General features: G+C 73.8%; 12 protein-coding genes. 1 reads left to right on the top strand and 11 read right to left on the bottom strand.

Going from position 1 to position 14,687, the window contains the following annotated elements; genetic code table 11:
• The first annotated feature begins 20 nt into the window (after window positions 1-20).
• On the top strand, window positions 21-2,015 hold the full coding sequence (locus tag KRAD_RS24440) for a SpoIID/LytB domain-containing protein (protein WP_012086376.1): 1,995 nt from the start codon (window positions 21-23) through the stop codon (window positions 2,013-2,015).
• Between the two features lie 61 nt (window positions 2,016-2,076).
• Here the strand turns inward: KRAD_RS24440 and KRAD_RS14490 are convergent, their stop codons facing one another.
• The 11 genes from KRAD_RS14490 to KRAD_RS14440 form a co-directional block, all read right to left on the bottom strand.
• Window positions 2,077-3,204 carry a glycosyltransferase 87 family protein gene (locus KRAD_RS14490; RefSeq protein WP_012086375.1) on the bottom strand — a complete coding sequence of 376 codons (1,128 nt, stop codon included), beginning with the start codon at window positions 3,202-3,204 and terminating at the stop codon, window positions 2,077-2,079.
• Window positions 3,197-3,640: a GtrA family protein gene (locus tag KRAD_RS14485; RefSeq protein ID WP_012086374.1), complete on the bottom strand. Its 444-nt coding sequence runs from the start codon at window positions 3,638-3,640 to the stop codon at window positions 3,197-3,199. Before KRAD_RS14485 ends, KRAD_RS14490 begins: the two co-directional genes overlap by 8 nt.
• Window positions 3,637-4,539, bottom strand: a complete 903-nt coding sequence (locus tag KRAD_RS14480) for a decaprenyl-phosphate phosphoribosyltransferase (protein WP_012086373.1) — start codon at window positions 4,537-4,539, stop codon at window positions 3,637-3,639. The genes KRAD_RS14485 and KRAD_RS14480 overlap by 4 nt, the downstream gene beginning before the upstream one ends.
• Window positions 4,536-5,066, bottom strand: a complete 531-nt coding sequence (locus KRAD_RS25700; RefSeq protein WP_012086372.1) for a phosphatase PAP2 family protein — start codon at window positions 5,064-5,066, stop codon at window positions 4,536-4,538. Before KRAD_RS25700 ends, KRAD_RS14480 begins: the two co-directional genes overlap by 4 nt.
• Window positions 5,063-6,625 carry a hypothetical protein gene (locus KRAD_RS14470; protein WP_012086371.1) on the bottom strand — a complete coding sequence of 521 codons (1,563 nt, stop codon included), beginning with the start codon at window positions 6,623-6,625 and terminating at the stop codon, window positions 5,063-5,065. Before KRAD_RS14470 ends, KRAD_RS25700 begins: the two co-directional genes overlap by 4 nt.
• Window positions 6,622-7,416, bottom strand: coding sequence for an ABC transporter ATP-binding protein (locus KRAD_RS14465; RefSeq protein ID WP_012086370.1), 795 nt, complete (start codon window positions 7,414-7,416; stop codon window positions 6,622-6,624). The genes KRAD_RS14470 and KRAD_RS14465 overlap by 4 nt, the downstream gene beginning before the upstream one ends.
• Window positions 7,416-8,306 carry an ABC transporter permease gene (locus tag KRAD_RS14460; RefSeq protein ID WP_012086369.1) on the bottom strand — a complete coding sequence of 297 codons (891 nt, stop codon included), beginning with the start codon at window positions 8,304-8,306 and terminating at the stop codon, window positions 7,416-7,418. Before KRAD_RS14460 ends, KRAD_RS14465 begins: the two co-directional genes overlap by 1 nt.
• Window positions 8,307-8,308: 2 nt before the next feature.
• The gene (locus tag KRAD_RS14455) at window positions 8,309-10,318 is read right to left on the bottom strand and encodes a glycosyltransferase (protein ID WP_012086368.1); all 2,010 of its coding nucleotides are present in this window, start codon (window positions 10,316-10,318) and stop codon (window positions 8,309-8,311) included.
• The gene (glf, locus tag KRAD_RS14450; protein ID WP_012086367.1) at window positions 10,315-11,502 is read right to left on the bottom strand and encodes a UDP-galactopyranose mutase; all 1,188 of its coding nucleotides are present in this window, start codon (window positions 11,500-11,502) and stop codon (window positions 10,315-10,317) included. The genes KRAD_RS14455 and glf overlap by 4 nt, the downstream gene beginning before the upstream one ends.
• Window positions 11,503-11,616: 114 nt before the next feature.
• Window positions 11,617-12,804: an acyltransferase family protein gene (locus tag KRAD_RS14445; protein ID WP_012086366.1), complete on the bottom strand. Its 1,188-nt coding sequence runs from the start codon at window positions 12,802-12,804 to the stop codon at window positions 11,617-11,619.
• Window positions 12,801-14,681: a glycosyltransferase gene (locus KRAD_RS14440; protein ID WP_041293254.1), complete on the bottom strand. Its 1,881-nt coding sequence runs from the start codon at window positions 14,679-14,681 to the stop codon at window positions 12,801-12,803. The genes KRAD_RS14445 and KRAD_RS14440 overlap by 4 nt, the downstream gene beginning before the upstream one ends.
• Window positions 14,682-14,687: the final 6 nt, after the last annotated feature.

The following is a 14,687-nucleotide window of genomic DNA, read 5'->3' as shown; positions in this document are numbered from 1 at the left end:
GGAAGCACCCGGAGGACGACATGACACGCACCAGGATCTCCCGCCTCGTGACCGGCCTGGTGGCCGGCACGGCGCTGGCCCTGACGGCGGGGACGCTGACCGCGGTGCCCGCCTCCGCCGACGAGGTCCGCCCGGCCACCGGGGGTTCCTTCACCGTCGTCGGGCACGGGTTCGGGCACGGGATCGGCATGTCGCAGTGGGGGGCCCAGTCGCGCGCCGTCGCCGGCCAGGGCTACCGCACGATCCTGGACTTCTACTACCCCGGCACCTCGGTGGGGAACCAACCGGACCGGACGCTGCGGGTGGGGCTGACGGCGTTCGCCAACGCCGCCGTCGCCGTGCGCGCCCCCTCGGGCAGCCCGCTGACCATCAGCTCCAGCGGCCGGAAGGTCGAGGCCGGGCAGCGCCTGGTCGTGGCCCCCAGCGGGTCCGGGCTGACCGGCACCGTCGACGGCGCCTGGAACGAGACCTGGGGCGGGACGGTCACCCTCAGCGGCCCGGACGGGGTCCTGCTGCAGAAGGGCGACGGGACCTCCGTCCGCTACGACGGCGTCGTCCGCATCGTCACCGGGCCCAGGCTCACCGTCGTCAACGACGTCCCGCTGGAGACCTACCTGCGCGGGGTCGTCCCCGCCGAGTCCCCCGCCTCCTGGAACGCGGAAGCGCTCAAGGCCCAGTCGGTGGCCGCCCGCAGCTACGCGATGGCCGTGCTGAACCCGCAGGCCCAGACCGACATCTGCGACACGACCGCCTGCCAGGTCTACCGGGGCGCGGAGGTCCGGGACGCGGCCGGCGCGACGACCTGGTCGACGCCCGCGTCGACGAACGCGGCCATCGCCGCGACCGCCGGGGAGATCCGCAGCCACGAGGGCAAGGTCGCGTTCACCCAGTTCTCCTCCTCCAACGGCGGCTGGACCGTCGCGGGGTCCAAGCCGTACCTGGTGGCCAAGGAGGACCCGTTCTCCGGGCCCGGGCGCACCGCCCCCGGCGACAGCGTCGCCGCCTGGACGACCACCGTGCGCGCGGCGAGCTTCGACGCCGGCTGCGCGCCCGGCGGCGCGGCCACCGGGATCGTCGTGAAGGGCCGCGACGGGCGCGGCGACTTCGGCGGCCGGGTCAAGGACGCGACCCTCGTCTGCACCAACGGCACCGTCGCGGTCACCGGCACGAAGCTGCGGCAGCTGGGCGGGCTGCGCTCGGACTACTTCGCGCTCGTCAGCGCCGTGCAGCTCGCCCACGGCGCCCTCGGCGGGGTGAACGGCCCCCTGGGGGCGGCGGCCTCCGCGGAGCTCACCACCCCCGACGGCCGGGCCGCCTACCAGCACTTCGCCGGGGGCTCGATCTACGCCTCCCCCGCCACCGGCGCCCACGACGTCCGCGGCGCGATCCGCAGCCGGTGGGCGGCGCTGGGCTGGGAGAACGGGATGGGGCTGCCCACCACCGGCGACACCCGCACCCCCAACGGCGCCGGGTACTACAACCACTTCCAGAACGGCTCGATCTACTGGTCGCCCTCCACCGGCGCCCAGGCCGTCCGCGGCGCGATCCAGCAGAAGTGGGCCGCCCTGGGCTGGGAGAACGGCCTCGGCTTCCCCACCACCAGCGACACCCGCACCCCCAACGGCGTCGGGTACTACACCCACTTCCAGAACGGCTCGATCTACTGGTCGCCCTCCACCGGCGCCCAGGCCCTGCGCGGGGCGATCCGGCAGGAGTGGGCCGCCCTGGGCTGGGAGAACGGCCTCGGCTTCCCCACCAGCAGCGACACCCCCCTCCCCGGCGGGCGCGGGTGGTTCACGAGGTTCCAGGGCGGCTCGATCTACTGGTCGGGCGCGACCGGCGCCCACGCCGTGCGCGGCGGGATCCTCGACACCTGGGCCGCGCAGGGGTGGGAGAACGGCCCCCTGGGGATGCCCACCGCCGGCGAGCAGTGGCGCGGGGCCACCCTGACCCAGACCTTCCAGGGCGGCACGCTGTCCTACGACCCCCGGACCGGGAAGGTCGCCCGCGCCTGAGCCGGTGGCGCGGCGGCACCGGCGCGGGTGACCCCGCCCGGTGCCGCCGGCCGCCCGCGGCTCAGACCTCCCGGGCGGCCCCGTCCAGCTCGGAGCGCGGCGCCCGCGCGGTGCGCGACGGGCGCGCGCTGAGCAGGACGACGAGCACCAGCAGCGACAGCGGCCGGGTCTGGGCGAGCACCGGCCCCCAGTGCAGCACCGGCAGCAGCCACGGGAGACCCGCCAGCACCAGCAGGGGGCCGTGGCGCCGCCCGGCCAGCAGCACCACCACCGCGATCGGGGCGGCCAGCGCGTGGTGCGACCACGTCACCGGCGACACCAGGCAGGTCACGACGGAGACGAGCAGCCCGAAGCGCAGCCGCGCGGAGCGGTCCAGCCAGTCGCAGCGCCGGGCGACGACGACGACGAGGACCAGCAGCGGGACCGCGCACACCACCCCCAGCGCCGAGGCCAGCGAGGACGACGTCCCCGCGTGCGCGAACGCCCCCGCCAGCGAGTTGTTCGTCGTCGTCCGCGGCTCCGCGACGCGGTCGGGGTCCCAGAGCAGGCCCCCGAAGTAGGACACCGCCGAGCGCGGGGCCACCAGGGCCCCGAGCAGCGTCACCACCGCCCCCACGACGACCACGGGCAGCGCGAACCACCCCCGGGCCCGCCGGTTCAGCAGCGAGGCGATCACCAGGGCCGGGGTCACCTTCACCGCCCCCGACAGCGCGGCGAGCAGGGCCCCCCCGCGCCCGCCGTAGAGGCAGCCGAGCACGAGCCCCAGCACGACGAGGGGGCTGATCTGCCCCAGCACCAGCGCCTCGCGGAACGGGTCGCTGAGCAGGACGAACGCGATCCCCGTCCCCAGCCACCACCCGGGGCCGGCGACGGAGCGCAGGACCCGCCAGCACCCCCACGTCGCCACCGCGACCAGCACCGCGTCCCACAGGACGAGGTCCACCGCCGCGGGCAGCAGGAGCAGGGGCACGAAGAGGATCGCCGCGAACGGCGGGTACACGAACCAGTGCCCGCGGTAGGTCTCGCGCCCGTAGAGGTCACGGCCGGCCAGCAGGTCCCGGGCGCCGTCGCGGTAGACGGAGAGGTCGTACCCGACCTCCCAGGACGCCTGCCCGACACCGCTGCGGACGACGACGACCGCGAGCACGATCCCCAGCAGGACGGGGATCAGGGTCCTGGGGTCACGCACTGGTCGCGGAGCGGTCCGGGAAGACGAACGTCCGGAAGGTCAGGAAGCGGAACACCATGGCGATGGCCATCCCGACGACGTTGCCGGAGAGGTTGTCGGCCAGGGCCGAGGTCCAGCCGAACCCGTAGTGCGTGATCGCCAGGCACAGCAGCTGCAGCCCGGCGGCGATCGCGGAGAACAGGAAGAACATGGCGTACTCGCGGCCCGGGTGCTCGCTGCGGCGGTCGCGCCAGGTGTAGTACCGGCTGCCCAGGAACGCGATGAAGATCGCGATGACGCTGGAGACGACCTTGGACCAGACCGAGCCGACCCCGGCGAGGAGCAGGACGTTGAAGACCACCAGGTCGGCGAGGTAGGCGATCCCGCCGGAGACGAGGAACCGCACGACCTCCCCCGCGCGCTCGGAGGCCAGCAGGGTCCGCACCGGGGCGCTCACAGCCACACCGCCAGCAGCAGGGAGGCGCACCACAGGCCCGCCAGGCCGAGCAGCACCCGGTCGTGCAGGGCAATCTCCTCGGGCTCCTCGGCGTTCCCGCTGTCCACGTCCACCGCGTAGCGCAGCACGGCGAGGACGAAGGGGACGATGGTCAGGGTCGCCAGGCTCGTGCCGGTCTGGGCGACGAGGACCTCGATCGCCCACAACGCGTACGTGGTGACGACGACCGTCGCGGCGAGGGTCCACACGAAGCGCAGGTAGGTCGGGGTGTACCGCTGCACCACCCGGCGCACGGGCTCCCCGGTGAGCTCCCCGCGGCGGGCCTCCCCGTAGCGCTTGCCGGCGGCCATGAACAGCGAGCCGAACGCCGTGGTCAGCAGGAACCAGCCCGAGAGGGGGATGTCGCCGGCGGTGCCGCCGGCGAGCATGCGCAGCAGGAACCCGGAGGCGACGCAGGCCAGCTCGAGGACGGGTTCGTGCTTGAGGCCGAAGCAGTAGGCGAGCTGGATGACGAAGTAGACCCCGAGCACCACCCCCAGCATCGGCTGCCAGAGCGTGCCCGCGCCCAGCGCGACCGCGGCCAGGACCACGGCGAGGACGACGGCGGTGCGGACCGGCAGCTCCCCCGCCGCGATGGGCCGGAACCGCTTGCGCGGGTGCGCGCGGTCGGCCTCGACGTCCTTGGCGTCGTTGATCAGGTAGATCGAGCTCGACAGCACGCAGAACAGCACGAAGGCGACCCCGACCCCGGTGAGGGTGTCGAGGCCCACCTGCTGGCCGGCGGGGAACACCGGCGCGAGGACGAGGACGTTCTTCACCCACTGCCGCGGGCGCATGGCGCGCAGCCAGGCGGGCGACCGGGTGGAGGGGGTCGACACCGTCTGCTCCCGGGTGCTCACGAGGTCCTCCCCGCGACGCGGCGCGCCGCGACGGCCGTCGCCGCGCCGAGCAGCGCGCCCGCGGTGACGTCGGTCGGGTAGTGGACGCCCAGCACGAGCCGGGACAGCGCCATGGCCCCCGGCAGCGCGACGACCAGCGGCCGGGCGGGGGCGGGCAGCAGCGGCGCGAAGGCGATCGCGGCGGCCGTCGTCGACGTGGCGTGCGAGCTGGGCATGCTCCATCGGCTGGGGGTGCCCACCCGCACCTGCACGTGGTGGTCCAGCGGGCGGTGCCGGCGCGCGACGCGCTTGAGGACGACGGAGGCGCCGTGCGCGGCGACGACGGCGCCCGTGGCGACCGCCCACTCCCGCCGGCGGCGGCGGTCCAGGACGAAGCCCGCGACCCCGGTCCCGATCCACGCCGCGGCGTGCTCCCCGGCGTGGGAGAGGCCCGTCGCGACGGGCACCGCCCCGGGGAACCGGACCCCGCCCTGCACCCCCCGCAGCACCCGGAGGTCCACCGCGGCGATCTTCTCGAACAGGCTCACGCGCCACCCACCGGTTGCAGGACGATGTCGCTGGGCACCATGTCCCAGGTCGTGGTGATCGGCCACGTCGGCAGACCCCGGGCCGCGGGCGGCTGGGTGCCGCGGTCGTAGCGGAAGAGCTCCCCCGACACCGGGACCGGCGCGGCGTCCGCGTCGCGGTGGGTGAAGTTCCACTCCAGCAGCCGCCGCCCCAGCGGCGAGGACTCGGCCTCGACCTGGTCGATCATCGGCTGCACGCGGGCCGGGTCGGCGAAGTAGTCCACGACGCAGTCGCAGACGTAGGCGAGGTGGCCGACCTCGCCGGGCGAGGTGACGTGCTGGGGGCCGCCGCGCTGCTCCAGGACGGCCTGCACGTCGCGGGCGATCTCGGTGTAGCGCGCGGGGTGGGCCCAGTTGGTCTGGATGGGCGCGATCGACCAGGGCAGCCCCGCGCGCAGGTCGACCCCGGCGCTGGCCACGAGGAGGACGACCGCGGCCGCCGACGCCCCGAGGCCGACGGGGCGCAGCTCGACCCGGGGGAAGAGCGCGCCGAGGGCGGCGACCCCCACCACCGTCGACAGCGCCACGAGGACGGCGTAGTACCAGTGGTACGGGGGGACGCCGAGGACGCTCAGCGCGAGGTAGTGCGCCACGCCGGCGACCCCCACCGCCAGCCACGGCCACACCCGCAGCCCGCTGGGCGGGGCGGTGGCCGAGCGGCGCGAGGTCCAGCCCAGGGCGGCGAGGACGAACCACCCCAGCCCGCCGAGCACCACCGGCAGGAACGCCAGGACCGCGGTCAGCCCGTAGACCTCGACGTAGAGCTGCATGCCGTTGCGGACGTCGTACTGCTCCCACGACTCCTGCAGCGTCTTGATGACGACGGTGTCGGGGACGGCGGAGCCCAGGTGGAACCAGCTCCAGGTCATCCACGGCACCACGACGAGCAGCGCGGCGGGGACGGCCACGTGCAGCCGCCGCAGCACGGCCGGGGTGAGCAGGGTGAGGACGGCGACGACGACGGCGGCGTCCATCCGGGTCAGCACGACCGCGCCCGCGGCCAGCCCGTACGGCAGCGCGGCGCCGCGGACGGCGGCCAGCAGCAGCAGCGACAGCAGCAGGACGAGGAAGCCCGACTCCAGGCCGACGGAGCTCAGCAGCAGCGGGTTGACCCCCACCGCCACGGCCGCGGCGGGACCCACCCACGCGGGCAGCCCGGTGCGCCGGGCCGCGGAGGTCAGCGACAGGGTGAGGCCGACGGCCATGAGGACGTGCAGGACCCCCAGCGCCACCACCGGCCGGCGCACCACCGCGGTCACGGCGGCCAGCAGCAGCACCCACAGCGGGGAGGTGGCGGTGTTGGACTCCACGTCGGAGAGCAGGCCCCACGTCCCGTGCAGGGCGAGGTTCCGCGCGTAGGCGAGGGTGATGTAGGCGTCGTCGACCAGCGCCCGGTGCACCAGGACGAAGGTCCCCGCGGCGAGGGCCCCCACCCCCAGGGCGGGCAGCAGGGCCCGCGAGCGCGGGACGGCCGGGCCGGGGGCCGGGGGGCGCCGGGTGCGCGACGCCGTGGCGGTCACGCCTGACCGCGCATCCGGGCCACGACCCGCTCGGCGGTGTCGTCGGCGACGACGCGGCCCTGCTCCAGGAGGATCCCGCGGGTGCAGAGGCCGGCGACCATGTCGAGGTCGTGGCTGACGATGACCAGCGTGCGGCCCTCGGCGCGCAGCTCCTCGATGCGGGCCAGGCACTTCTTCTGGAACGGCTCGTCGCCGACGGAGAGGATCTCGTCGATGAGGAAGACCTCGGGGTCGGTGTGCACCGCGACGGCGAAGGCCAGCCGCAGGAACATCCCCGAGGAGTAGAACTTCACCTCGGTGTCGATGAAGCGCTCGATCTCGCTGAAGGCGACGATGTCGTCGAAGCGGGCGTTGATCGTCGCCTCGTCCATCCCGAGGATGGCGCCGTTGAGGTAGACGTTCTCGCGCCCGGTCAGGTCGGGGTGGAACCCGGCCCCGACCTCGATGAGCCCGGCGATCCGGCCGCGGACGCCGATCGTGCCCTCGTCGGGGCGCATGACCCCGGAGATCAGCTTCAGCAGCGTCGACTTGCCCGAGCCGTTGAAGCCGAGCAGGGCGAGGGCCTCGCCCTGGCGGACCTCCAGGTCGACCCCGTGCAGGGCCCGGAAGCTGTCCGAGATCGGCTTCTTGCGGATCTTCGCCATGACCAGCTCCTTGAGGGAGCGGTTGTGGCGCAGGGTGAAGTCCTTGACCAGGCCGTGGACCTCGATCGCGGTGGGCGCCCCGGCGGCGGGGGTGCCCGGGCGGGGGGTGTCGGAGGCCGGGGTGCCGGGGGAACTCGTCACGCTCATCACAGCTCCTGCGCGAAACGGCCCTCGATGCGGCGGAACACGAGCTGTCCGAGCGCGAGGAGCACGAGGGCGATGAGGAGGCCCCACAGGCCCGACCACAGCAGGTGCGGCGGCAGGACGACGGGGACCTCGGCGGTGCGGACGTCGCCGGTGGGGTACCAGAACGCCCAGTGGAACAGCTCGACGGCGGCCGTCACCGGGTTCAGCTGGTAGAGGGTCATGAACCAGGAGTCCGGGCCGCCGACGGCGTCGGCGACCTTCCGCCAGTCGTAGAGGACCGGCGAGGTCCAGGTCACGATCATCAGCAGCAGGTCGACGATGTTCTCGAAGTCGCGGTAGAGCACGTTGATCGCGCCGAAGAGCAGCCCGAGCCCGACGGCGAGGACCGCGACGATGGCGAACCCGAGCAGCGCCCCGGCGAGCTGCTGCGGCAGCGGCCGCCAGCCGGTGACGAGGCACGCCACGAGCAGCACCACCAGCTGCGGCAGGAAGTGGATCGAGGCCACCCACGCCGAGGACACCGTGAACAGCTCGCGGGGCAGGAAGATCTTCTTGATCAGCGGCGCGTTGCCCACCACCGAGCGCGTCGCGTTGCCGAACGCCTCGGTGTAGAAGTTGATGACCACGATGCCGGAGAACAGGTACACCGCGAAGTTGGGGACGCTCTCGTTGAGCTTGAGGAACTCCCCCATCGCGAAGTAGAAGACGGCGAACTGCACGCCCGGCTTCACGTAGGACCACAGCAGGCCCATGACGGACCCGCGGTAGCGGACCCGCATCTCCTTGCGGACCAGCAGCTTCAGCAGGTAGCGGTAGCGGACCACGTCCAGCAGCCCCGAGCCGTGGCCCGGGGCGAGCAGCGGTGCCGGGGCGGTCGTGGCCGCCGGCACCGTCAGTCCCCCTCGCGGGGAGCGTCGAGGTCCACCCCGAAGGTGTCGGCCCAGGCCCGCATGGAGGTCACCTCGGGCAGCGCGGCCTTGTACTCGGCGCGCAGCTGCGGCCAGGCCGTGAGCATCCGGCGGTGCAGGTCCGCGGACTCGGCGAGCAGCGAGCGGAACTTCCTCGCGTCGCGGCGGTACCAGACCGCGCCCTTGCCGTCGGCCATGGAGACCACGGCGCTGTCGTAGAGGGACAGCTCCCACCACTTGCCGTCGCTGGCGGCGAGGGTGGCGTCGGGGCGCTGGGCGGCCTCGGGCTTGGGCGCGCGCAGCTGGCGCAGCGCGGCCTGCGCCGCCCAGGGCAGCAGCATGCCCCGGCGCGGGGCCTGCGGCTCCTTGCCCTTGTGCGCGGGCTTGCCGCGCTTGGGGGTCGGGAAGGCGTCGGGTTCGGCCGCGACCTGCGCGTCGGGGTACTCCGCGCGCAGCGCGCGGACGGCCGGCAGGGTCGCGCCGAGCAGCTCGTGCAGGTGCTCCGGCCCCTTGAGGAGGTCGGTCAGCGCGCGGTTGCGCAGGGCCTGCGCGTAGTACTGCATCGAGATGAGGTGCTTGACGTCGGTGTAGCTGCTCTCGCGGAACAGCCGCCCGCCGCGCTCGTAGGGCGAGTACAGCAGGGCCACCAGGAAGCGGTTGCGCTCGTGGTAGTACGCCTGCCAGTCGATCGTGTCGTCCTTGTCGTTCCAGGACACGTGCCAGACGCAGGCGCCGGGCAGCGACACCGTGGAGTAGCCGTGCTCCATGGCCCGCAGGCCGTACTCGGCGTCGTCCCACTTGATGAACGCCGGCAGCGAGAGCCCGATCTCCTTGACGACCTCGACGGGGATGAGGCACATCCACCAGCCGTTGTAGTCGGTGTCGACGCGGCGGTGCATCCACGGCGTCTGGCGCAGGTTCGAGGCGGCGAGGTTGTGGCCGTGGTACAGCCCGCGCGCGGGGCCCCAGAAGAACCGGTAGAGGTTCACCGCCTCGCCCAGGGTGTGCAGCACCGAGCGGTCGTACATGTCGAACATGTGCCCGCCGACGAGGGTCGGCTTGCGGCACGCGTCGCCGAACTGGACCGCGCGGACGATGCCCTCGGGCTCGATGTTCACGTCGTCGTCGAGGAGCAGGACGTACTTGCTCCGCTCCCCGCGCACGGCCTCGAACATGCCGCGGGCGAAACCGCCGGAGCCGCCGAGGTTGGGCTGCTCGATGATGCGCAGCTTCGCGCCGAGCAGGGCCTCGACCTCCGCGAAGCCGTCCTCGTCGCGGACCTTCTGGGTGCCCTGGTCGACGATGACGATCTCGTCGAGGACCTCGAGCACCGACGCGTCCGCGGCCAGCGCGTTGAGCGTCTTGACGCAGTAGTCGGGGCGGTTGAACGTGGTGACGCCGATGGAGGCCTTGCCCGCGGGCTGGTCGGCGACGGGCGCGCTCCAGGCGGCCTCGACCAGGGTCAGGGCCTCGGAGCCGCCGGCGACGTCGATCCAGTACCAGCCGCCGTCGGCGAAGGGGGCGAGGGTGAGCTCCTCGGTCAGCTGCGCCTCGCCGTCGACGCGCCAGGAGGTGACGCGCTGGCGCGAGCCGCGCGCGTTGGACTTGAACAGCGTCACCGTGCCGTAGCCGAGGAAGGTGCCGCTGAAGCGGATCTTCTCGGCGCGGGTCCAGCGGCGCCAGTAGCTGGCCGGGAAGGCGTTGAAGTACGACCCCAGCGAGTACCGCTTGCCGGCGGGGACGGTGAGGCTGCGGCGGTCGCCGGCGGCCTCGGTGTCGGACTCCCCGGTGCCGGTGTTGACGAACTCCATGCTGTCGGACTCCGCCGAGGCGTAGCCCTCGGACTGGGAGAAGTCCACGTACAGCGGCAGGACGTCGATGTCGGCGCGCGAGGGGAAGACGATGCGGTGCACCTCGCGCCACACCCCGTCGTCGGGGGCCAGGCCCCCGGAGGCCTCCAGGTGCAGTTCGTTGCCGTGCGTGACCGTGCTCATGCGTCCACCCCACCGGCCACGAGGGCCGCGCCGTCCTTGAAGTGCGGGACCAGCTTGTTGTCCACCATCGACAGGGCCGCCCCGATGGCCATGTGCATGTCGAGGTACTTGTACGTGCCGAGGCGCCCGCCGAACAGCACGCCCGCCTCGCGCGACGCGAGGTCGCGGTAGGCCAGCAGCTTCTGCCGGTCCTCGGGGGTGTTCACCGGGTAGTACGGCTCGTCGCCGGCGACCGCGAAGCGGGAGAACTCCCGCATGATCACGGTCTTGTCCTTCGGGTAGTCCCGCTCGGGGTGGAAGTGCCGGAACTCGTGGATCCGGGTGTAGGGCACGTCCTCGTCGGCGTAGTTCATCACCGGCGTCCCCTGGAAGTCGCCCACGGGCAGGACCTCCTGCTCGAAGTCGAGCGTGCGCCAGGACAGCTCCCCCTCGGCGTTGCCGAAGTAGGTGTCGACCGGGCCGGTGTAGACGATCGGGACGTTGCCCGCGACGTTGCCCTTGCGGACCTCCTGGCCCGCGTCGAAGAAGTCGGTGTTCAGCCGGACCTCGATGTTCGGGTGGTCGGCGAGGCGCTCCAACCACTTCGTGTACCCGTCGACGGGCAGGCCCTCGTGGGTGTCGTTGAAGTAGCGGTTGTCGTAGCCGTAGCGCACCGGCAGGCGGGTGACCGTGGCCCCGGGGAGGTTGCGCGGGTCGGTCTGCCACTGCTTGGCGGTGTAACCCTTGAAGAAGGCCTCGTAGAGGGGGCGCCCGATCAGCGAGATCGCCTTGTCCTCGAAGTTGTCCGCGACGGCGGAGTCGATCTCGCCGGCCTGCTCGGCGACCAGCGCGCGCGCCTCGGCCGGCGACAGCGCCTTGCCGAAGTACTGGTTGATCGTGTGCAGGTTGACCGGCATCGAGTAGACGCCGCCCCGGTAGGTGGAGAACACCCGGTGCACGTAGGGCGTGAACCGCGTGAACCGGTTGACGTGCTCCCACACCCGCTCGTTGGAGGTGTGGAAGAGGTGCGCGCCGTAGCGGTGCACCTCGATGCCCGTCTCCGGCTCGGCCTCGGAGTAGGCGTTGCCGCCGATGTGGTCGCGGCGGTCGATGACGAGGACCTTCAGGCCCAGGTCCTCGGCGCACTGACGGGCCACCGTCAGCCCGAAGAAGCCCGATCCGACGACGACGAGGTCGATGTTCACAGGTGGCTCACCCTCGTTCGCTCCGTCCAGGGGGTCGTCTCATGGGCGTGACTGTGCTCGGGCATGGTGGCGTCAGCGTAGCCGCCCCGCGGCCCCGGCCCCGTCACCCCGCGCTCACCGGCGCGCGCGTCCCAGCGCGCGCAGGCGGCGGCGGGCGGGCTCCTCGACGAACCTCCACAGGACCCACCCGAGACCGATGGCCACGACCGGCAGGTTCGGCACGAGGAAGCCCGTCCACGGCCCGCCGGGGGCGATCTGCGGGACCTCCCGCTGGAAGGTCCAGAAGACCTCGTACACCGGCACGTGGACGAGGTAGACGCTGTAGGAGATCCGCCCGCCCAGCACGACCGCCGGGCGGGACAGGAACGCCGAGGGCCCGCGCTCGGTCAGGGCGAGCGCCCCCACGAGCAGCGGGAAGAGGACCGCGACCACGGCGAAACGGTCGTAGGGGCGTCCCGCGGCCCAGCCCACGACGAGCACGCACTCCAGCACCAGGACCCACGCGAGGGTCGGGGCCCACCGCGCGGCGCGCTCGGAGGACACCGCGCCCGCCTGCAACCGCCGCACCGCCAGGCACACCAGCGCCCCGGCGCCGAAGCAGGTGCCGATCCGCTCCAGCCAGCTGTAGTCCCAGTAGATGACCCCGGTCTGGTAGCTGCGCAGCGCCGCGGGCACCATCAGCGCCACCGCCCCGGCGACCAGCAGCCACCAGGGCAGCCGCCGCAGCCGGAACAGCACCAGGGCCAGCACGGGGAAGGCGACGTAGGCGGCCATCTCCGCCGACACCGACCAGGTCGCGCCCACGAAGCTGGCGCCGTCGAAGTCGGGGCGGTGCCACAGCTGCACCAGCAGCAGCTGCTCGACCCAGGCCCACGGCCCCAGGTCCGGCTGCACGCCCTGGTAGGCGTAGAAGGCGGGGTCGATGCTGCGCCGCCACAGCAGCCAGCAGCCGAAGAGCACGACGACGACGGCGTAGGCGGGCCAGACCCGGCAGACCCGGGCCCACCAGAAGTCCAGCCAGCCGCGCAGCCGGGGCCGGCGCCCCATCGTGTCCAGGTAGGTCAGGGTGATCACGAAGCCGGAGATCACGTAGAAGAGGTCGACGCCGAGGTGCCCGGAGTCGGTGACGGGGGTGAGGAAGGCGCGCACCCCGCCCCAGTCGGGCAGCGGGGTGAACTTCCAGTGGAAGAGCAGGACCCAGACGGCCGCGACGATCCGCAGGCCGGTGATGGAGCGGACCTCGGGCAGCCGCTTCGCGACGGCGGTGTCGGCGGGGGGCTGGGTGTCGGTGACGGCGGTCACCGTCCACCTCCTTGCTCGTGCGTCGTCTCGTTCGTCGTGGCGATGAGGGCGCGGTAGGCGGCGGTGCGGACCCGGGTCGGCACGAAGCGGTACCCGCCGCGGACGACGACGTTGCGCACGGCCTGGACGGGGGTGGTGAACCCCTCGCGGCGCAGGTGGCGCTGGAGGGTGAGCTCGGAGCGGAACAGCCGCAGGCCCCCGCGGCGGGCGTAGGACCCCGCGTCCGGGCTCGCGCCGACGCGGTACTTCACCAGCGGCTCGGGCAGGTTCTCCACGCGGGCGCCGGCGGCGATCATCCGGGCGAAGAGCCAGTAGTCCTCCATCAGCTCCAGGTCGCGGTACCCGCCCGCCGCGGCGACCGCGGAGCGGCGGTACACGACCGTGGGGTGGTTGAAGGGGTCGTGGAAGCGGGCGTAGCGGGCGATCTCGGCGGCCCCGGTGGGCGGGACGCGCCGGCCCACGACGTCGTCCTCGTCGGCGCCGATCTCCAGCAGCCCGGCCCCGACGAGGTCGGCGCCGGCGGCGATGACGGGCAGCTGGCGCGCGAAGCGGGTGGGCAGGCTGACGTCGTCGGCGTCCATCCGGGCCACCACGTCGTGGGTGCAGACGGCGAGCCCGGCCTCCAGGGCGCGGGCCAGCCCCACGTTGCGCGGCAGCGGGTGCACCCGGGTCCCCGGCCCGCGCGAGAGCTCGTCGAGGACCTCCTGCAGGGCCGGCGGCACGGGACCGTCGCGGACGACGACGACCTCGTCGGGGCGCAGCTCCTGCTCGGTGGTGACGCTGGCGACGGCGCGCCGCAGCTGCGCGGCGTCGTCGCGGGCCCACACCGGCAGCAGCACCGAGAACGCCGGCAGCCCCTCGCGGGGGGCGGTGGGCTCCACCCGCGCGGCGGCGCCGAGGTCGCGCCCGGCCGCGGACTCCACCGCGCGGACGTCGGCGGCGACCTCGGGCAGGTCGCGCAGGACGGCGGCGGTCGGCTCGGGCCGCTCCGCGCCCTGGCGCAGACCGGTCGCGAGCCCCCGCACCAGCACGTCGCGGCGGCGGGAGCGGGCCACCGTCCGGACCCAGCGGCGCAGCGTCGCCCCGCCGTAGAGGACGGTGTCGCGCGCGCCGAGGGGGCGGGAGCGGGTGAAGGTCCACAGCTTGTTGCGGACCTCCAGCGCGAAGCGCTCCCCCGGGTCGGCGTCGGCGCCGCCGAAGACCCTCGTGCGGTGCTCGACGACGCTGTCCGGGCAGGAGACCCCGCGGCGGTGGCGCAGCAGGCGGGTCGTGTACTCGAAGTCGTCGTTCCAGAGGAAGAACGCGGCCTCGGGCAGCCCGTCCTCGCGCACGGCGCGGGCGTCCAGCAGCAGCGCCACGAAGCTCGCCGAGCGCACGGGCAGGCAGCCCGCCGCCGCGGCCGCGGCGCGCTCGGCGGCGGTGACCCCGGGGCGCTCGCGGGGGGTGTTCATCGGGTGGTCGCGCCCGTCGGTCCACACGACCCGGCTGGCGACGAGGGCGGAACCGGTGCGGCGCATCGCCGTCAGCGAGGCCGCGAGCGCGTCGGGGCGGGGCACGGTGTCGTCGTCCATGAGCCAGACCGCGCCGGCGCCGTGGCGGTGCACCGCGCGGGCCAGGCCGGCGGTGAACCCGCCCGCGCCGCCGGTGTTGCGGGGCAGGACGACGAGGTCGAGGGGCAGGTCGTGCCCCTCCGCCCACCGCCGCACGGCCTGCGGGGAGCCGTCGGAGGAGGCGTTGTCGACGACGACGACGAGGTCGGGGCGGCGGGTCTGGGCGGCGAGCGCGTCGAGACCGGCGAGCAGGAGGTCCCGGCGGTCGTAGGCGACGACCACCGCGACGACCTTGTCCTCCGGGGTGTCGGGCGCGTTCGCGGGCACCGGGAC

The organism is Kineococcus radiotolerans SRS30216 = ATCC BAA-149, assembly GCF_000017305.1.
Lineage (GTDB): Bacteria > Actinomycetota > Actinomycetes > Actinomycetales > Kineococcaceae > Kineococcus > Kineococcus radiotolerans.
The sequence above is the reverse complement of the archived record's forward strand: the minus strand, read 5'-3'. Positions and strand labels throughout refer to the sequence as shown.

Bases quoted from the DNA above. Each gene is read 5' to 3' on its own strand.
- KRAD_RS24440 (WP_012086376.1), top strand. From the start codon at position 21: ATGACACGCACCAGGATCTCCCGCCTCGTGACCGGCCTGGTGGCCGGC.
- KRAD_RS14465 (WP_012086370.1), bottom strand. From the start codon at position 7,416: ATGAGCGTGACGAGTTCCCCCGGCACCCCGGCCTCCGACACCCCCCGC.
- KRAD_RS14455 (WP_012086368.1), bottom strand. From the start codon at position 10,318: ATGAGCACGGTCACGCACGGCAACGAACTGCACCTGGAGGCCTCCGGG.